The sequence below is a fragment of the Streptomyces coerulescens genome (assembly GCF_042657965.1).
Taxonomy (GTDB): Bacteria; Actinomycetota; Actinomycetes; order Streptomycetales; family Streptomycetaceae; genus Streptomyces; species Streptomyces coerulescens.
Genome location: NZ_JBHSKM010000050.1, coordinates 216,683 through 236,013, shown reverse-complemented (window position 1 = coordinate 236,013; position 19,331 = coordinate 216,683). Strand labels below are relative to the sequence as shown.

Here is a 19,331-nt window from a genome sequence, read left to right as displayed (position 1 = left end):
CAGCGCCGATGGTACTGCAGGGGGGACCCTGTGGGAGAGTAGGACGCCGCCGAACAAACTTTAATAGGGTTGGATCCTGAACTTCGGTTCAGGGTCCAACCCTTTTTTGTTGCCCGTCACCTGACGTTCACGTTCCGCAACCAACATCACCCACATGGGTACAGCTGCAATGCTCAGGGCCGCCGGCATCGGTGTCGGTGATGAGGTTGTCGTACCGGCCTTCGGGAACGTCGAAGTCGCCGAGGCCGTGGTCCTGGCCGGAGCGCTGCCGGTGTTCGCCGACATAGACCCGGTGACGTACTGCCTGGAGGCGGCCGCTGTCGAGGCGGTTGTCACTCGGCGTACGGCGGCCGTCGTCGCGGTACACCGCTTTGGTCGGTCGGCCGATATCGCACGGTTGCACGAGCTCGGGCAGCGGCACGGCCTGCTGGTGCTGGAGCAGGGTGAGTCCGAGGCTCCGTACGACGAGATCGCCCAGCGCAGGCAGCGGGCCGCGTACCTGGATGCGAAGCTCAGGGGTGTGTACACGCCTGATGGCGGTGACGGACACACGTACCAGCAGTACGTCGTGCGGGTGCCGGGGAACGGGCGGCCGGATCGGGACGCCTTCGCTCGGGCCGTGCGGGCCAGGGGAGTTGAGTGCCGGGTGCCGGTGAAGACGCCTGTGCATCGGCTGCCTGAGTTCCGGCGGTGTGTGTCCCTTCCCGAAACCGAGCGAGCCGCTGATGAAACGTTGGCTCTGCCGGTTGACGCTTCCCTGACCAAGCGGGACATGCAGCGCATCGTGTCTGCCTGCAACGCGCTCGGAGGACTGCTTCAGCCCGCCTTCTGAGTGATTTTGGGAGCAGGGCGCGTTCAGGGTATGATCTATTCCGTTGCCGCGAGGGAAACTTCGCAAAAGGCGGCAGGCCCCTATAGCTCAGTCGGTAGAGCGTCTCCATGGTAAGGAGAAGGTCAACGGTTCGATTCCGTTTGGGGGCTCCGTGCAGAAGGCCCCGCCCATTCGGGCGGGGCCTTTCTCATGCCCGTCTTCCTGTCTGCCTCAGTCCTTGTGGATGCCCGGCACCCGCATCGCCAGGATCGCCATGTCGTCGGACGGGGCGTCAGAGGCGAAGCGTTCGACCGCACGCATGATGCGGGCCGCCACCGCGCCCGCCGTGAGGCCGGTGCAGGTCGTGAGGACGTCGGTGAGGCCGTCGTCGCCCAGCATGCGGCTGCCTTCGCGGCGTTCGGTGACACCGTCCGTGACGCAGAGCAGGACGTCGCCCGGGTCGAGCGTGACGGTCTGCTCGTAGAGCTCCAGGTCCTCCATGACGCCGAGCAGCGGCTGGGGTTCCGCGGCCGGCTCGACCGTGCCGTCCTGGCGTAGGCGCAGCGGCAGCGGATGGCCGGCGCAGACCACCTTCAGCTCGGCGCTGCCGTCCTCCTGCGGCCTCAACTCGCCGTAGAGGAGCGTCAGGAAGCGGCTGCGGGCACCCTCGTCGAGGATCGCGGAGTTCAGGCGTTCCAGGACCGCCGGGCCGCTGAGGCCCTCACGGGCCAGGAGGCGTAGGGCGTGCCGTGCGAGGCCCGTGACCGCCGCGGCGTTCGGGCCCGTACCGCAGACGTCGCCGATGGCGAAGCCGTAGGCGCCGTCGCTGATCGGGAAGAGGTCGTAGAAGTCGCCGCCGACCTCGTTGCCCTCGCCGGCCGCGCGGTAGATGACCTCGACCTCGACTCCGTCGATCTCGGGGAGCTCGGGCGGCAGGAGGCTGCGCTGGAGGGACTGGCTGATGGCTGTGCGCTCGGAGTAGAGGCGGGCGTTGTCCAGGGCCAGGGCGGCCCTTCGGGAGAGGTCCTCGGCCAACTCCAGGATTTCCTGGCGGAAGTGTTCGTCCGTGGGCTTGCCGAGGGTGAGCATGCCGATGACGCGGTTGCGGGCCACCAGGGGCAGGACGACCGTCTCGCCGCCGACCGCGGATGCCGTGGCCAGCGTGGGGCCGATGCCCGCGCTGATGCGGCCGATGGGCTCGCCGAGGCCCAGGCTGCGCATGGAGGTGCGCAGGGCGGCCTGGTGGGCGGATTCGGCCGGGGCCGACCAGACGCGGGCTCCGGGGGTGGGTACCGGGTCCGGCGGGGGGATCTTGGAGAGCAACGACTTAATGCCGTCGATGAGTTCCTCGTCCTCGTGCAGGACGTAGGACAGGTACGGCTCCGAGGCCTGGTCGGCGATCGTGTAGACCGCGCACCAGGTGGCCAGGGTCGGGACCGTCATCTGCGCCATCAGGGCGAGGGTCTGGTCGCGGTCCAGGGTGCCGGCGAGGAGGTCGGAGGCCTCGACGAGGAAGCTGAGGGAGCCGCGGCGCAGGCGTTCGAGTTCGCCGAGGCGGGCCGACTCGACCGCCAGCGCGATGCGGTCGGCGGCGAACTGGAGGCGCAGCGCCTCCTCGTTGGAGTATCTGGCGGGGCCCTCGGCGGCCACGCCGAGGGAGCCGGTGAGGCGGCCCTCGACCTTCAGGGGGACTGTGACGACCGAGCGCATGCCGGTGCCCCTGAGGAGGGGGACGGCGCCGGGGACCATGGTGAGGTCCTCGTGGACGGCCGGCATCCGGGCCGAGCCGTAGCGGCCGGGGCCGGCCTCGACGGGCACGCGTGCGAAGCGCTGGCGGGCGGAGGGGAGGCCGGTCGAGGCGCGGACCTCCAACTCCGTCTCGTCATCGGTCGCGAGGAGCAGGAAGGCGGAGTCGCCGTCCAGCATGTCGCGGGCGCGTTCCACCGTGCGCTGGAGGAGGCCGTCGAGGTCGTCCGGGGCGGGCGAGCCGATGAACACCTCGAAGGGGTCGGTGCTCGTCGCCTCGGTGGCCGTGTCGGAGGCGGGCAGGCGCAGCGGGGTCTGCAGGACGGCGCGTTCGTGATCGCGGACCAGGAGGCAGACGGTGGAGGGTTCGCCGCCGGTGTCGCGGACGCGGAGATGGGAGGCGTACACGGGGGTGACGCGGCCGTTGGCGCCCCTGATGCCGTAGCTGCCTTCCCAGCGCGAGAGTTGGAGTGCCTCCGCGATGCCGGTGCTGGTGCCCGGGGTGTGCGGCCAGGCCGCGAGGTCGGTCAGGGGCTTGCCGGTGACCTGCTCGGCCGCGTAGCCGAAGAGCTCCTCCGCGTCCTCGTTCCACGACGAGATGGAGCCGGTGCGGTCGATCTGGACGACCGCGACGCGTACGCGGCCGTCGGCGAGCGGGAGGAGGTCGGACGGCAGCGACGGACCGGCGGCGCGGGTACCAACCGGGCGTGCGGGGAGGTCGAGTTGGAACCAGACCTGCTTGTGCGTCGGTGTGTACTCGACGCCCCAGCGGCCGGCCAGGGCCGCGCAGAGCTGGAGGCCGCGGCCGCCCTCGCGGTCGGGGCTGCCCATGTTGACCGGTGAGCCCTGGAGCGGGATCTCGCGCTCCGGATACCGGTCGGCCACCTCGATTCGTACGCCTTCTTCACTGCGCAGACACAGGACGTCCGCGGAGGTGCCGGCGTGCACGACGGCGTTGGTCACCAGTTCACTGGTGAGGACGACTGCGTCATCGACGATGTCGGCGAAACCCCAGCCCTGCAATGTGTCGCGGACGAAGGAGCGGGCGCTCGCGACCGATCGCCCGACGGGATCGAAGCTGGCTGCCGCGCGCGCGGTGATCACAGAACTCCTCGTCCGGTTGTCGACGTGCAGGGCTACCTGGCCGACCGGCTCACGCCGCTGGTGCGGCATGTGCGCGTCCGTCGGCCGGTCCGGGGATGGTCCCCCCGGGATCAGTCCGGTGGTCATGTCCGGCTGCCCCTCCGATGCCCGCTCGTGCTCCTCCTGTCACCGCCCAGGCCGGACGGGACCGGCGCGGCTGGACAGCCGCATGCAAGGTTACTTACCTTCGCCGTCCATGCGGATGCCGGTCTGCAGTGTTTCCGTCCGGAGGGTGTGCGGACGATGTGCGAAGCTGCCGAACTGTTATGGCCGGGTTCAGGCAGGGTGAAACACTGGGCAAGCTTCTTGTGAAGGTCCGGGCGGGCCGAGTGTGATTCGCGTACCGCGGGCAGCAGCACGTGAGTGTGGCCTGGTATATCCGGCAGGAATACCCAGCAGTAATGGGTACGCGGAGCAGTAGCAACCCGAGCACAGCAGTAACGGTCGACCCCTGCGGGAGGGACACAGTGGAGTCTGGCGCAGCGACGCGGGGCACTAAGACGCGCGCGAAAGGCGGACAGTCCCTGAAGAACGAGCGCAAGGCGCGTGGTGGGACCACTGCCGTGGACACGGCTGCCCTGAACCGGCTGCTGGCGGCTCTGGTGGCGATGCGGGACGGGAACTTCCGCAAGCGGCTCACGGTGTCCGGGGACGGCGTGATGTCGGAGATCGCCGCCGTCTTCAACGAGGTGGCCGACCGCAATCTCCACCTCACGGGTGAGCTGGCGCGCGTGCGACGGATGGTCGGCCGGGAGGGCAAGCTCACGGAGCGGCTGGAGACGGGCGCCTGCGAGGGCTCCTGGGCGGCCGCGGTCGACAACTCCAATTCCCTGGTCGACGACCTCGTACGGCCCGTCTCCGAGGTCGGCCGGGTGCTGTCCGCGGTGGCCGAGGGTGATCTGTCGCCGCGTATGGAGCTGCGTACGCAGGGGTCGGACGGGACCGGGCATCCGCTGCGGGGCGAGTTCCTCAAGGTCGGGCGCACTGTGAACAACCTTGTCGATCAGCTCTCGACGTTCACCGACGAGGTCACGCGTGTGGCCAGTGAGGTCGGTACCGAGGGCAAGCTCGGCGGGCAGGCACGCGTGCGTGGGATGTCGGGTTCGTGGAAGGACCTCACGGACTCCGTCAACACGATGGCGTACCGGCTGACGGCGCAGGTGAGGGACATCGCGCTGGTGACCACGGCGGTCGCCAAGGGTGACCTGTCACGCAAGGTCACCGTGCATGTGGCCGGCGAGATGCTGGAGCTGAAGAACACCGTCAACACGATGGTGGACCAGCTGTCGTCCTTCTCCTCCGAGGTGACGCGAGTAGCGCGCGAGGTGGGCACCGAGGGCGAGCTCGGCGGGCAGGCGCAGGTACCGGGTGTGGCCGGAGTGTGGAAGGACCTCACCGATTCGGTGAACCTGATGGCTGGCAACCTGACGGCGCAGGTGCGGGGAATCGCCCAGGTGACGACGGCGGTCGCCAACGGTGATCTGTCGCAGAAGGTGACCGTGTCGGCGCGGGGCGAGGTCGCCCAGCTCGCGGACACGATTAACCAGATGACCGAGACGCTGCGGATCTTCGCGGACGAGGTCACGCGTGTGGCCAATGAGGTCGGAGCCGAGGGACGGCTGGGCGGCCAGGCGAACGTGCCGGGTGCCGCGGGCACCTGGAAGGACCTGACGGACTCCGTCAACACCGTTTTCAGGAACCTGACCATTCAGGTGAGGGACATCGCCGCCGTGACGACGGCCGTGGCCAACGGTGATCTGTCGCAGACGGTCACGGTGGACGTGGCCGGCGAGATGCTGGAGCTGAAGAACACCGTCAACGGCATGGTCGACCAGCTGTCGGCGTTCGGTGCCGAGGTCACGCGGGTCGCGCGTGAGGTCGGTGTCGAGGGTGAGCTGGGCGGGCAGGCGCAGGTGCCGGGCGCGGCGGGGACGTGGAAGGACCTGACGGACTCCGTCAACACCGCGTTCCGGAATCTCACCGGACAGGTGAGGAACATCGCCCAGGTGACGACGGCCGTGGCCAACGGTGATCTGTCGCAGAAGGTCACCGTGGACGTCTCCGGCGAGATGCTCCAGCTGAAGAACACCGTGAACACGATGGTGGACCAGCTGTCGTCCTTCGCCGACCAGGTCACGCGGATGGCCCGGGACGTGGGTACCGAGGGCCGGCTGGGCGGTCAGGCGGTCGTGCCGGGTGTCGCCGGTACGTGGAAGGAGCTGACCGACTCCGTCAACGGAATGGCAGGAAACCTGACCGCTCAGGTGCGCAACATCGCGCAGGTCACCACGGCGGTCGCGCAGGGTGACCTGTCGCAGAAGATCGACGTCGACGCCCGTGGCGAGATCCTGGAGCTGAAGAACACCATCAACACGATGGTCGACCAGCTCTCCGGCTTCGCCGACCAGGTGACCAGGGTGGCCCGCGAGGTGGGTACCGAGGGCCGCCTCGGCGGGCAGGCGCAGGTGCCCGGTGTGGCCGGTGTGTGGCGGGACCTGACCGACTCCGTGAACGGAATGGCAGGAAACCTTACGGCCCAGGTGCGCAACATCGCCCAGGTCGCCACCGCGGTGGCGCGCGGTGACCTGTCGCAGAAGATCACCGTGGACGCGCGCGGCGAGATCCTGGAGCTGAAGAACACGCTGAACACGATGGTGGACCAGCTGTCGTCGTTCGCGGAGGAGGTCACCAGGGTCGCCCGTGAGGTGGGTACGGAGGGCCAGCTCGGTGGTCAGGCCGAGGTGCAGGGCGTCTCCGGTACCTGGAAGGACCTCACCCAGTCCGTGAACTTCATGGCGAACAACCTGACCATTCAGGTGCGCCAGATCGCCGAGGTCACGACCGCGGTCGCCAAGGGTGACCTGTCGAAGAAGATCACCGTCGACGCCAAGGGCGAGATCCTCGAGCTGGTGACGACCGTCAACACGATGGTCGACCAGCTGTCCAGCTTCGCCGAGCAGGTGACCCGAGTGGCCCGTGAGGTGGGTACCGAGGGCATCCTGGGTGGCCAGGCGCATGTTCCGGGTGTCACGGGCATCTGGAAGGACCTCAGCGGCAACGTGAACCTGATGGCCAAGAACCTGACCATGCAGGTGCGCAACATCTCCCAGGTCGCGGCGGCCGTCGCCAACGGCGACCTGACGCGGACGGTGACGATCGAGGCGCGCGGCGAGGTCGCGCAGCTCGCCGACACCTTCAACACGATGGTGAAGACGCTGAGTTCGTTCGCCGACCAGGTCACCAAGGTGGCCCGTGAGGTGGGCACGGACGGGATCCTCGGCGGTCAGGCGCACGTACCGGGTGTGGCCGGTACGTGGAAGGACCTCACCGAGTCCGTGAACCAGATGGCATCCAACCTGACCGGTCAGGTCCGCAACATCGCCCTGGTCACGACAGCGATCGCCAAGGGCGACCTGTCCAAGAAGATCGACATCGATGCCCGCGGCGAGATCCTCGAGCTCAAGACGACGATCAACACGATGGTCGACCAGCTGTCGTCGTTCGCCGAGGAGGTCACCCGAGTCGCCCGAGAGGTGGGCACCGAAGGGCAGCTCGGCGGCCAGGCACGCGTGCGTGACGTGGACGGAACGTGGCGGGACCTCACCGAGTCCGTGAACGAAATGGCAGGAAACCTTACTCGCCAGGTGCGCGCCATCGCGCGCGTGGCGACCGCGGTGACCCGAGGCGACCTGAACCTGAAGATCGACGTCGACGCGTCAGGCGAGATCCAGGAGCTCCAGGACTACATCAACAAGATGATCGCCAACCTGCGCGACACCACGATCGCCAACAAGGAGCAGGACTGGCTCAAGGGCAACCTCGCCCGGATCTCCGCGCTGATGCAGGGCCGTCGCGATCTTGCGGACGTGGCCTCGCTGATCATGAGCGAGCTGACGCCGGTGGTGACCGCGCAGCACGGCGCGTTCTTCGTCGCGATGCCGCTCCTCGACGGCAAGGACCTGGCCGCCGAGAACGACGACGCGTACGAGCTGCGGATGCTCGGGTCGTACGGCTATTCGATGGGCTCCATGCCGACGTCCTTCCGGCCGGGTGAGGCGCTCATCGGGACGGCCGCCGAGGAGAAGCGGACGATCCTCGTGGAGAACGCGCCCAGCGGCTATCTGAAGATCTCCTCGGGGCTCGGTGAGGCGCCTCCCGCGCAGGTGATCGTCCTTCCGGTGCTGTTCGAGGGCAAGGTGCTCGGCGTGATCGAGCTGGCCTCCTTCACCCCCTTCACGCAGATCCAGAAGGACTTCCTCAACCAGATCGCCGAGATGATCGCGACCAGCGTCAACACGATCTCGGTCAACACCAAGACCGAGGTGCTGCTGAAGCAGTCGCAGGAGCTGACCGAGCAACTGCGGGAGCGGTCGGCCGAGTTGGAGAACCGGCAGAAGGCCCTCCAGGCGTCCAACGCCGAGCTGGAGGAGAAGGCCGAACTGCTGGCCCAGCAGAACCGCGACATCGAGGTGAAGAACACCGAGATCGAGGAGGCGCGGCAGGTCCTGGAGGAGCGCGCCGAGCAGCTGGCCGTCTCCATGCGCTACAAGAGCGAGTTCCTCGCCAACATGTCCCACGAGCTGCGTACGCCGCTCAACTCGCTGCTGATTCTGGCCAAGCTGCTCGCCGACAACGCCGAGGGCAACCTCTCGCCGAAGCAGGTCGAGTTCGCCGAGACCATCCACGGCGCCGGCTCGGACCTGCTTCAGCTGATCAACGACATCCTCGACCTGTCGAAGGTCGAGGCGGGCAAGATGGACGTCTCCCCGACACGCATCGCGCTCGTACAGCTCGTCGACTACGTGGAGGCCACTTTCCGGCCGCTCACCGCGGAGAAGGGTCTGGACCTGTCCGTACGGGTCTCCCCGGAGCTGCCGGCCACGCTGCACACCGACGAGCAGCGGCTGCTCCAGGTGCTGCGGAACCTGCTGTCGAACGCGGTGAAGTTCACCGACTCCGGCTCGGTCGAGCTGGTCATCCGGCCGGCCGGGATGGACGTGCCGCAGATCATCCGGGAGCAGCTGCTGGAGGCCGGTTCGCTGACCGAGGCCGACGCGCCGCTGATCGCGTTCTCCGTCACGGACACCGGCATCGGGATCGCGGCGAGCAAGATGCGGGTGATCTTCGAGGCGTTCAAGCAGGCGGACGGCACGACCAGCCGCAAGTACGGCGGTACGGGTCTGGGGCTGTCCATCTCGCGGGAGATCGCACAGCTGCTGGGCGGCGAGATCCACGCGCAGAGCGAACCGGGACGCGGCTCGACGTTCACGCTGTACCTGCCGCTTCACCCCAGCGAACTGCCCCCGCACGGCTACCAGCAGCAGCTGCCGGCCCTCAACGCGGGCGACCTGGTGGCCGCGGCCGACCTGGCGGAGCTGTCCGACGTGGAGATCGAGACGCCGGCCGAGGTGCGGTCGTACCGGGAGACTCAGAACGGCGCCGCCGCGCTCTTCAGGCGCCGTCGCAGGGCCGTGCACGAGCTGGAACAGGCACCGGTGCAGCAGGAGCAGTGGTCGGCGCCGGAGCGACAGGAAAGGGCTCCGAAGTCGCGGCGCGGCATCCGGTTCGGCGGCGAGAAGGTGCTGATCGTCGACGACGACATCCGCAACGTCTTCGCGCTGACCAGTGTCCTGGAGCAGCACGGCCTGTCGGTGCTGTACGCCGAGAACGGCCGTGAGGGCATCGAGGTCCTGGAACAGCACGACGACGTGGCGGTCGTGCTGATGGACATCATGATGCCGGAGATGGACGGATACGCGACCACCACGGCGATCCGCCGGATGCCGCAGTTCGCCGGGCTTCCGATCATCGCGCTGACCGCGAAGGCGATGAAGGGCGATCGGGAGAAGGCGATCGAGTCCGGTGCTTCCGATTATGTGACGAAGCCGGTCGATCCCGATCATCTCCTGGCGGTGATGGACCAGTGGATGAGGGACCAGTGACGAGGGCTGAAAGTGTTCACACGGAGTTGCTGACTCAGTGTGCTCGAAGCCGTGTAGAAGTGCGGGATTCGGGGAACCTTCTGGTCTCCTGCCGCGTTTCTGCTACGTGCACAGTGACATCGCGGTGACAGGGTGTGGCGACAGGCGGGGTGCGGCTACCATGACCGGCACGAGGGCGGGCGGCGTAAGGGAGTCGTCCCCTGGGGCGGAGCCCGGTGCACTGCCGGGGCGAGGAGGGCGGGCCATGGTGCAGAAGGCCAAGATCCTCCTGGTCGATGACCGGCCGGAGAATCTGCTGGCGCTGGAGGCGATCCTCTCTGCGCTCGATCAGACCCTGGTGCGGGCATCGTCCGGGGAGGAAGCGCTCAAGGCACTTCTGACGGACGACTTCGCGGTCATTCTGCTGGATGTCCAGATGCCGGGAATGGACGGTTTCGAGACCGCCGCGCACATCAAGCGGCGGGAACGGACCAGGGACATCCCGATCATCTTCCTCACCGCGATCAACCACGGCCCGCATCACACGTTCCGCGGCTACGCGGCAGGCGCGGTGGACTACATCTCCAAGCCGTTCGACCCGTGGGTGCTGCGGGCGAAGGTCTCCGTGTTCGTCGAGCTGTACATGAAGAACTGCCAGCTTCGGGAGCAGGCGGCGCTGCTGCGGCTCCAGTTGGAGGGCGGTGGCGGCAAGGCCGCGGGCGCCGACTCCAAGGAGCCGGCGGGACTGCTGGCCGAGCTGTCGGCGCGGCTCGCGGCCGTCGAGGAGCAGGCGGAGGCGCTGTCCAAGCAACTGGACGACGAGTCCGCGGACGCGGCGGCGGTGGCCACTGCGGCTCATCTCGAACGCAAACTCACCGGACTGCGGCGGGCGCTGGACGCGCTGGAGCCCGGCACCGGGAGCACGTCGTCGGTGTCGTCGCAGAACTGACCCCGTGTCGGTTCCGGTTGGCGGGCGGGCGGCGTCCGACCGTCCTGCGCGTGACCGGCCCGTGAACCGGCGTCAGTTCGCCGCCCACACAAGGGCGACACGAACGGGTGAAGCAGTGGGCACACGTGTCCACTGTCTTCTCCACCGGTAACCTCACACCCATGGCCTCACGTTCCTCCGCAGCCAAGAAGCCGCCCGCGAAGAAGGCGGCCGCTTCCGCGAAGGCTCCGGCGAAGAAGGCCGCCGCCAAGAAAGCCCCCGCGAAAAAGGCGCCGGCGAAGAAGGCCGCGGCCAAGAAAGCCGCGCCGCCGAAGCCCGCGCCCAACCCCACCGGGGGCGTGTACCGGCTCGTGCGCGCCGTCTGGCTCGGACTCGCGCACGCGGTCGGCGCCGTGTTCCGCGGCATAGGGCAGGGCGCGAAGAACCTCGACCCCGCCCATCGCAAGGACGGCATCGCGCTGCTGCTGCTCGGCCTCGCGCTGATCGTCGCCGCCGGCACCTGGTCGAATCTGCGCGGTCCCGTCGGCGATCTCGTCGAGATCATCGTGACCGGCGCCTTCGGCCGGCTCGACCTGCTCGTGCCGATACTGCTCGCGGTCATCGCCGTGCGGTTCATCCGGCACCCCGAGAAGCCCGAGGCCAACGGCCGTATCGTCATCGGCCTGTCCGCGCTCGTCATCGGGGTGCTCGGCCAGGTCCACATCGCCGTCGGCTCGCCCGCCCGCAGCGAAGGCATGCAGGCCATAAGGGACGCGGGCGGGCTGATCGGCTGGGGCGCGGCGACCCCGCTGACGCACACCATGGGCGACGTCCTCGCCGTGCCGCTGCTCGTGCTGCTGACGATCTTCGGTCTGCTGGTGGTCACCGCCACCCCGGTCAACGCCATCCCGCAGCGGCTGCGGCAGTTGGGCATCAAGCTCGGCATCCTGCCCGACCCCGAAGAGGACGACGAGTACTCCGACGACGACGAGCGCTACGACGACCAGTGGCGCGAAGCGCTGCCGGCGTCGCGCGGACGCAAGCGCGCTCCGGCGCGTGAGGCGTACGACCCCGAGGGCGCCGAGCAGGAGGCCCTCTCGCGGCGTCGCGGGCGGCCGAGGCGCTCCGCAGTGCCGCAGCCCGAGATGGACCGTCCCATGGACGCTGTGGACGTCGCGGCGGCCGCCGCTGCCGCGCTCGACGGCGCCGTCCTGCACGGGATGCCCCCGTCGCCGATCGTCGCCGACCTCACCCAGGGCGTCAGCGTGGGCGACCGCGCGGAGACCACCCCGGTGCCGACACCGGTCCCCGCCGCGCGGCCCAAGCAGGAGAAGCTCCCGAAAACCGACGTCGCTGACCTCACCAAGTCCGGGGTGCCCGACCTCACCAAGGCCGCGCCCGACGAGATGCGCGACCTGCCGCCGCGCGCCGAACAGCTCCAGCTGTCCGGCGACATCACGTACTCGCTGCCGTCGCTCGACCTCCTGGAGCGCGGCGGTCCGGGCAAGTCGCGCAGCGCCGCGAACGACGCCATCGTCGACTCGCTCACCACCGTCTTCTCCGAGTTCAAGGTCGACGCCCGCGTCACCGGCTTCACGCGCGGGCCGACGGTGACGCGCTACGAGGTCGAGCTCGGGCCCGCCGTGAAGGTGGAGCGGATCACCGCGCTGACGAAGAACATCGCGTACGCGGTCGCCAGCCCGGACGTGCGGATCATCAGCCCGATCCCCGGCAAGTCCGCGGTCGGCATCGAGATCCCCAACACCGACCGCGAGATGGTCAACCTCGGTGACGTGCTGCGCCTCGCGGCCGCCGCCGAGGACGACCACCCGATGCTGGTCGCGCTCGGCAAGGACGTCGAGGGCGGCTACGTGATGGCCAACATCGCGAAGATGCCGCACGTCCTGGTCGCCGGAGCGACCGGTTCCGGTAAGTCGTCGTGCATTAACTGCTTGATCACTTCGATCATGATGCGTGCGACCCCCGAGGACGTCCGCATGGTCCTCGTCGACCCCAAGCGCGTCGAGCTGACCGCCTACGAGGGCATCCCGCACCTGATCACGCCGATCATCACCAACCCGAAGCGGGCCGCCGAGGCGCTCCAGTGGGTCGTACGCGAGATGGACCTGCGCTACGACGACCTCGCGGCCTACGGCTACCGGCACATCGACGACTTCAACGAGGCCGTGCGCAACGGCAAGGTGAAGTCGCCGGAGGGCAGCGAGCGCGAGCTCCAGCCCTACCCGTACCTGCTGGTGATCGTCGACGAGCTCGCCGACCTGATGATGGTCGCCCCGCGTGACGTCGAGGACGCGATCGTGCGCATCACGCAGCTCGCGCGTGCGGCCGGTATCCACCTGGTGCTCGCCACACAGCGGCCCTCCGTGGACGTCGTCACCGGTCTGATCAAGGCGAACGTGCCCTCGCGGCTCGCCTTCGCCACCTCCTCGCTCGCCGACTCGCGCGTGATCCTCGACCAGCCCGGCGCCGAGAAGCTGATCGGCAAGGGCGACGGGCTGTTCCTGCCGATGGGCGCCAACAAGCCCACGCGTATGCAGGGCGCGTTCGTGACCGAGGAGGAGGTCGCGGTCGTCGTCCAGCACTGCAAGGACCAGATGGCGCCCGTCTTCCGGGACGACGTCACCGTCGGGACGAAGCAGAAGAAGGAGATCGACGAGGAGATCGGCGACGACCTCGACCTGCTGTGCCAGGCCGCGGAACTGGTGGTCTCCACGCAGTTCGGTTCGACGTCCATGCTCCAGCGCAAGCTGCGCGTCGGGTTCGCCAAGGCGGGGCGGCTGATGGACCTCATGGAGTCGCGCGGCATCGTCGGTCCGAGCGAGGGTTCCAAGGCTCGTGACGTTCTTGTGAAACCTGATGAGCTGGACGGAGTGCTCGTGGTGATCCGCGGGGAGGCATAAAGCGAGCCCGACGCGGAATACGGGATTTCAGTGGTCGTCTCGCGGGTGGGTGGGCGCGGGGCCGATGCCCGATCGTGACTCACCCGTAAGGGATCATTGAGCAACCGTTCCCCTTCGGCGTACGTCAAGTTGAGGGAAGCGACAAACTCGTGCCCCACCATCGGTGTGCCCGGCCATACCGATGGCGTACAAAGTCCCACCGCCCGGTTGCCCCACCCTTTCGTTACCCCCCTAGACTGAACCTCCAGCACAGGTGGCTTAAACGCTCGAAAGGCGCCCCCGTGTCCATCGGCAACTCCCCTGAAGACGAGCGTCCGTTCGAAGACGTATCCGAGGAAGCCCGACCCTCGATCGGCCGTGCCCTGAGGCAGGCGCGCCTCGATGCCGGGCTGACCGTCGACGACGTCACCAACGCCACCAGGGTCCGCATCGCCATCGTGCAAGCCATCGAGGCGGACAACTTCGCCCCCTGCGGCGGCGACGTGTACGCCCGTGGTCACATCCGAACCCTGGCCAAGGCCGTCCACCTCGATCCGGCCCCGCTGCTCGCCCAGTACGACGCCTCGCACGGCGGACGACCGGCGCCGACCCCCGCCGCCCCCCTGTTCGAGGCGGAGCGCATCCGTCCCGAGCGGCGCGGACCCAACTGGACCGCGGCCATGGTCGCCGCGATCGTCGCGGTGATCGGGTTCGTCGGATTCACCGCCTTCAAGGGCGACGACGGCGGCAAGTCGGCGGTCGCCGAGGGCGGCTCGACGCCGACGTCCGACAAGACCGCATCCACCCCGAAGACGGACAAGCCCAAGGACCCCAAGCCCCAGCCGTCGGACAGCGCCATCGCCGCCGTACCGCAGGACAAGGTGACCGTTCAGGTCAGCGCCGCCGACGGCAGGAGCTGGGTCGCGGCCAAGGACCACAACGGCCGACTGCTCTTCGACGGCCTGCTCAAGCAGGGCGACTCCAAGACCTTCCAGGACAGCGAGAAGATCAACCTCGTCCTCGGCGACGCGGGCGCGATCGACCTCTACGTCAACGGCAAGAAGATCGAGGACGACTGGCAGCCCGGCGCCGTGGAGCGCCTCACGTACACCAAGGGCGACCCGCAGGCGGGATAAGTCCGGCTGAACGGTCGAGCTGAGGACGGGGTTGGCCAAGATCGGCCAACCCCGTCGACGTGGGCTGTCAGTGAGACAAAGTAGTCTTGAGCCCATGCCTGAACGCCGTACCGTCGCACTCGTCACTCTTGGCTGCGCCCGTAACGAGGTGGACTCGGAGGAGCTCGCAGGCCGCTTGGAGGCGGACGGCTGGGACCTCGTGGAGGACGCCGCGAACGCGGACGTCGCGGTCGTCAACACCTGCGGATTCGTCGACGCCGCCAAGAAGGACTCCGTCGACGCCCTGCTCGAGGCCAACGACCTCAAGGGCCATGGAAGAACCCAGGCCGTCGTGGCGGTGGGCTGCATGGCCGAGCGGTACGGCAAGGATCTCGCCGAGGCCCTCCCCGAGGCCGACGGAGTGCTCGGCTTCGACGACTACGCGGACATCTCGGATCGCCTTCAGACCATCCTGTCCGGTGGCGTCCACGCCTCGCACACCCCGCGCGACCGGCGCAAGCTGCTGCCGATCAGCCCGGCCGAGCGGCAGGAGTCCGCGGCCGACGTCGCGCTCCCCGGGCACGCTCCCGTCGACCTTCCGCAGGGGCTCGCTCCGGCCTCCGGTCCGCGTGCGCCCCTGCGCCGTCGCCTCGACGGCGCCCCGGTCGCCTCGGTGAAGCTCGCCTCCGGCTGCGACCGGCGCTGCTCCTTCTGCGCCATCCCGTCCTTCCGCGGCTCCTTCATCTCGCGCCGGCCCAGCGACGTGCTGAACGAGACGCGGTGGCTGGCCGAACAGGGCGTGAAGGAGATCATGCTGGTCTCCGAGAACAACACCTCCTACGGCAAGGACCTGGGCGACATCCGCCTGCTGGAGTCCCTGCTGCCGGAGCTCGCCGAGGTCGACGGCATCGAGCGCGTCCGCGTCAGCTACCTCCAGCCGGCCGAGATGCGGCCCGGACTGATCGACGTGCTGACGTCCACGCCGAAGGTCGCCCCCTACTTCGACCTGTCCTTCCAGCACTCCGCGCCGGACGTGCTGCGCGCGATGCGCCGCTTCGGTGACACCGACCGGTTCCTGGAACTGCTCGACACCATCCGCAGCAAGGCCCCGCAGGCCGGTGTGCGCTCCAACTTCATCGTCGGCTTCCCCGGCGAGAGCGAGGCCGACCTGGCCGAGCTGGAGCGCTTCCTGAACCACGCGCGGCTGGACGCCATCGGCGTCTTCGGCTACTCCGACGAGGAGGGCACCGAGGCGGCCACGTACGACAACAAGCTCGACGAGGACGTCGTCGCCGAACGGCTGGCACGCGTCTCCAGGCTGGCCGAGGAGCTCGTCTCGCAGCGGTCCGAGGAGCGCCTCGGGGAGACCGTGCACGTGCTGGTCGAGTCGGTGGGCGACGAGGACTCGGCGGACGGCGCGTACGGCCGCGGGGCGCATCAGGCGCCGGAGACGGACGGCCAGGTGCTGCTCACGAGCGGCGAGGGGCTGAGCGTCGGTCGTATGGTCGAGGCGAAGGTGGTCGGTACGGAAGGTGTCGATCTGGTGGCCGAGCCGCTGCTGGGCTCGCTCGCGTGTAGTGAGGAGGCGGACAGATGACCGGAGTTCCGGCGTCCGCCGCTGGCGGCTCCCAGGCGGGTGCGGCGGGCCAGGCGAGCGCGGTGGGCTCGTCCAAGGCCGGCTCGTCCAAGGGCGTCGGCTCGAAGGCGGGCGGCTCGAAGGCGGGCGGCGCCGAGAGCGCTGCCCAGGGCGGGGCGAAATCGCCGCGCGGCGGGAAGATCGCGGCCGCGGCCGTCAACCAGGCCAGCGTCTGGAACATCGCCAACCTCCTGACCATGCTCCGGCTGGTCCTCGTGCCCGCGTTCGTCGCGCTGATGCTGGCCGACGGCGGGTACGACCCGGCGTGGCGCTCACTCGCCTGGGCTGCCTTCGCCATCGCCATGATCACGGACCTGTTCGACGGCCATCTGGCGCGCACCTACAACCTCGTCACCGACTTCGGGAAGATCGCCGACCCCATCGCCGACAAGGCGATCATGGGCGCGGCGCTGATCTGTCTGTCGGCTCTGGACGATCTGCCGTGGTGGGTGACCATCGTCATCCTCGGCCGGGAACTCGGGATCACGCTCCTGCGTTTCCTGGTCATCCGGTACGGCGTGATCCCGGCCAGCCGCGGCGGCAAGCTCAAGACGCTCACGCAGGGCGTGGCCGTCGGGATGTACATCCTGGCGCTGACGGGGTGGCTGGCCACCCTGAGGTGGTGGGTGATGGCCGGGGCGGTCGTCCTGACCGTGCTGACCGGGCTCGACTATGTGAGACAAGCCATTGTGCTGCGCAGGCAGGGAATCGCTGAGCGCAAGGCCGCGTTGGAGGAGACGGAAGCGTGAGTTCCCGGGCCACCGACGTGGTGCGACTACTCACAGTGAGTGGTGAGACGCTCGCTGTGGCCGAGTCGCTGACGGGCGGACTGGTTGCGGCGGACATCACAACCGTCCCGGGGGCATCAAAGGTCTTCCGGGGGTCGGTGACCGCCTACGCCACCGAGCTGAAGCACCGGCTCCTCGGCGTCGACGCCACCCTGCTGGAGCAGCACGGTGCGGTGAATCCGCAGGTCGCGGCCCAGATGGCCGCCGGTGTGCGGAAGGCGCTGGGAGCTGACTGGGGTATCGCCACGACCGGTGTGGCGGGGCCCGACATGCAGGACGGGCACCCCGTAGGGACCGTTTTCGTCGCCCTGGACGGGCCGATCGGTCCTGGTTCCGGTTCTGCCGGTGGCGGAAAAGTGGAGGCCCTGCGGTTGAACGGCGGCCGCGAGGAAATTCGTATGGAGAGTGTACGGAGCGTACTCGCACTGCTCCTGAAGGAGCTTGCGGGCGAACACAGTGGGAATGAGCGGGCACAGGATACGGAACGGAACGGGGGGTTTTGATGTTTGCAGCCCTGAGTGAACACGACATCGCTCCCCGCACGGCCGCGGCGCAAGGCGGTACGGTGGGGCGTGAAGGATGCGGCTACGCGGTCCGAGGAGGGAGCCACCGATGATTCTGCTCCGTCGCCTGCTGGGTGACGTGCTGCGTCGGCAGCGCCAGCGCCAGGGCCGTACTCTGCGCGAAGTCTCCTCGTCCGCCCGAGTCTCACTCGGCTATCTCTCCGAGGTGGAGCGGGGGCAGAAGGAGGCTTCCTCCGAGCTGCTCGCCGCGATTTGCGACGCGCTGGACGTACGGATGTCCGAGCTCATGCGGGAAGTGAGCGACGAGCTCGCCCTCGCCGAGCTGGCCCAGTCTGCTGCGGCCACACCCAGCGAGCCTGTACCCGCGTCGGTCCGTCCGATGCTGGGTTCCGTGTCGGTGACCGGTGTGCCACCGGAACGGGTGACCATCAAGGCGCCTTCAGAGGCGGTGGACGTGGTCGCCGCGTGACGGTGACGCAGGTGCGCATGGGCTGACCATGCGCTGAGGAATTGTGTGGGACCCCGGTCGGGGCTTCTCCAGGGAGACCTGGGAGAGAGCGGCCGGGGTTTCGTGCTGTCCGGGCTCGGGGGCGGTGCCGGGGCCGGTGTCTTTGACGAGGGTGGCGGGGCCTGACGTCGCCCTCGGGTCCGTTTGCCGGGGGGTGATCGCGCGGTCATGGTGGAGGTTGTGACGGCGCCCGGGGCGGCGTGAAGGCGTTGGCCTGCGCCTTCACTGTGTGCCGTTGACGCGCCCTCCCGGCCGGTGTGCGGGCGGCCTAGCCTCGGGCTGGAGGTGAGCGGATGGCACGGCCGATAGCGCGCTGGGGGGCGGCTCTCGGGTTCGGGGCGCTGTGGTGGTGGGCCGTGCTGCGGCTCGCGCTGGTACCGGACGCGGGGGCACTGGAGGCAGGTGTCGCCGCCGGGGGGTGGGGGCTGAGCCTGTTGCCGGTGCACTGTGTGCCGAAGGCGCGGGCCGTGGGAGCCGTCGATCCGCGGCGGTGGGTGCGGGCCTGGCGGGCAGGGCGAGCCGCCGCGACTACCACGGCATCGCCACACCACCGTTCGGACGCAGGATCTGGCCCGTGGTGAAGGACGAGGCGTCGGACGCCAGGTGCAGCACCGCGTGCGCGACGTCCTCCGCTTCACCGACCCGGCCCAGCGGCGACATCCGTGCCATGAACGTCTCGGTGTGAGTCTGCGCCGCGACGTCGTGGCGGTCGGTCATGGGAGTGCGGATCCAGCCCGGGGCGACGGCGTTGACGCGGATCCCGTGCGGCCCCATCTCCGTGGCCAGCGTCTTCGTGAGCTGTACGACGGCCGCCTTGGCCGCGCCGTAGCAGAGCAGACCAGGGCCGCCGGTGTCCACGGCGCCCGAGGCCATGGTGACGATGCTGCCCCGGACCTGCTGGGCGAGCATCGCGCGGGCCGCCTCCTGGCAGGCGTACAGCACACCTTTGAAGTTGACAGTCAGTACCCGGTCGAGGTCCTCGTCTCGGGTCTCCAATACCGGGCTGCTGTGCATGATCCCGGCGACCGCGGCCATCACGTCCAGCCGCTCGCAGGCCGCTACGGCCTGGCGGAGCTGTGCGCGGTCGGTGACGTCGAGGTGGTGGACGTGGGCGGTGCCGCCGCTCGCCTTGATCAGAGTCGCCGTCTCGTGCAGACCCTGCTCGTCACGGTCGGCGCAGTGCACGGCCGCGCCGGCCTCGGCGAGCAGCACGGCCGACGCGCGGCCGATGCCGCTGGCGGCGCCTGTGACGAATGCGGTCCGTCCGGTGAGGTCGTACGCCTTTACGGCCATGAAGGGACGGTACGAGTG

At 68.9% G+C, this 19,331-nt stretch carries 12 protein-coding genes and 1 tRNA gene; 11 read left to right on the top strand and 2 right to left on the bottom strand.

Features of this window, described 5'->3' with window-relative positions; all coding sequences use genetic code 11:
• Positions 1-169: 169 nt before the first annotated feature.
• A complete protein-coding gene (locus ACFPQ9_RS43290) occupies positions 170-832 on the top strand; it encodes a DegT/DnrJ/EryC1/StrS family aminotransferase (protein WP_380865708.1) in 663 nt (220 codons plus the stop codon).
• 76 nt (positions 833-908) lie between these two features.
• Positions 909-981: transfer RNA gene (locus tag ACFPQ9_RS43285), tRNA-Thr, on the top strand.
• 61 nt (positions 982-1,042) lie between these two features.
• Here the strand turns inward: ACFPQ9_RS43285 and ACFPQ9_RS43280 are convergent.
• Positions 1,043-3,787: a SpoIIE family protein phosphatase gene (locus ACFPQ9_RS43280; protein WP_380865696.1), complete on the bottom strand. Its 2,745-nt coding sequence runs from the start codon at positions 3,785-3,787 to the stop codon at positions 1,043-1,045.
• A gap of 380 nt (positions 3,788-4,167) precedes the next feature.
• On the opposite strand from ACFPQ9_RS43280, the gene ACFPQ9_RS43275 reads away from it, so the two are divergent.
• The 9 genes from ACFPQ9_RS43275 (at position 4,168) to ACFPQ9_RS43235 (ending at position 18,601) form a co-directional block, all read left to right on the top strand.
• Positions 4,168-9,642: a HAMP domain-containing protein gene (locus ACFPQ9_RS43275; RefSeq protein ID WP_380865695.1), complete on the top strand. Its 5,475-nt coding sequence runs from the start codon at positions 4,168-4,170 to the stop codon at positions 9,640-9,642.
• Positions 9,643-9,886: 244 nt separating this feature from the next.
• Positions 9,887-10,570, top strand: a complete 684-nt coding sequence (locus ACFPQ9_RS43270) for a response regulator (RefSeq protein WP_380865692.1) — start codon at positions 9,887-9,889, stop codon at positions 10,568-10,570.
• A 161-nt stretch (positions 10,571-10,731) separates the two neighbouring features.
• The gene (locus ACFPQ9_RS43265; protein ID WP_380865690.1) at positions 10,732-13,470 is read left to right on the top strand and encodes a DNA translocase FtsK; all 2,739 of its coding nucleotides are present in this window, start codon (positions 10,732-10,734) and stop codon (positions 13,468-13,470) included.
• A 281-nt stretch (positions 13,471-13,751) separates the two neighbouring features.
• A complete protein-coding gene (locus tag ACFPQ9_RS43260) occupies positions 13,752-14,585 on the top strand; it encodes a helix-turn-helix domain-containing protein (protein ID WP_380865687.1) in 834 nt (277 codons plus the stop codon).
• Positions 14,586-14,679: 94 nt separating this feature from the next.
• Positions 14,680-16,161, top strand: a complete 1,482-nt coding sequence (gene rimO / locus ACFPQ9_RS43255; RefSeq protein WP_380865685.1) for a 30S ribosomal protein S12 methylthiotransferase RimO — start codon at positions 14,680-14,682, stop codon at positions 16,159-16,161.
• Positions 16,158-16,949 (top strand): CDP-diacylglycerol--glycerol-3-phosphate 3-phosphatidyltransferase, encoded by a 792-nt coding sequence (gene pgsA / locus ACFPQ9_RS43250; RefSeq protein WP_380865682.1) that lies wholly within the window; start codon positions 16,158-16,160, stop codon positions 16,947-16,949. The genes rimO and pgsA overlap by 4 nt, the downstream gene beginning before the upstream one ends.
• Positions 16,946-17,491, top strand: coding sequence for a CinA family protein (locus tag ACFPQ9_RS43245; protein ID WP_380865680.1), 546 nt, complete (start codon positions 16,946-16,948; stop codon positions 17,489-17,491). The genes pgsA and ACFPQ9_RS43245 overlap by 4 nt, the downstream gene beginning before the upstream one ends.
• Before the next feature lie 109 nt (positions 17,492-17,600).
• Entirely contained in the window at positions 17,601-17,981 is a 381-nt protein-coding gene (locus ACFPQ9_RS43240) for a helix-turn-helix domain-containing protein (RefSeq protein ID WP_030046881.1), read from the top strand.
• A gap of 332 nt (positions 17,982-18,313) precedes the next feature.
• On the top strand, positions 18,314-18,601 hold the full coding sequence (locus tag ACFPQ9_RS43235) for a hypothetical protein (RefSeq protein ID WP_380865677.1): 288 nt from the start codon (positions 18,314-18,316) through the stop codon (positions 18,599-18,601).
• Here ACFPQ9_RS43235 and ACFPQ9_RS43230 read toward each other — a convergent pair.
• Entirely contained in the window at positions 18,549-19,313 is a 765-nt protein-coding gene (locus ACFPQ9_RS43230) for an SDR family NAD(P)-dependent oxidoreductase (RefSeq protein WP_380865674.1), read from the bottom strand. The genes ACFPQ9_RS43235 and ACFPQ9_RS43230 overlap by 53 nt on opposite strands.
• Between the last annotated feature and the right edge of the window lie 18 nt (positions 19,314-19,331).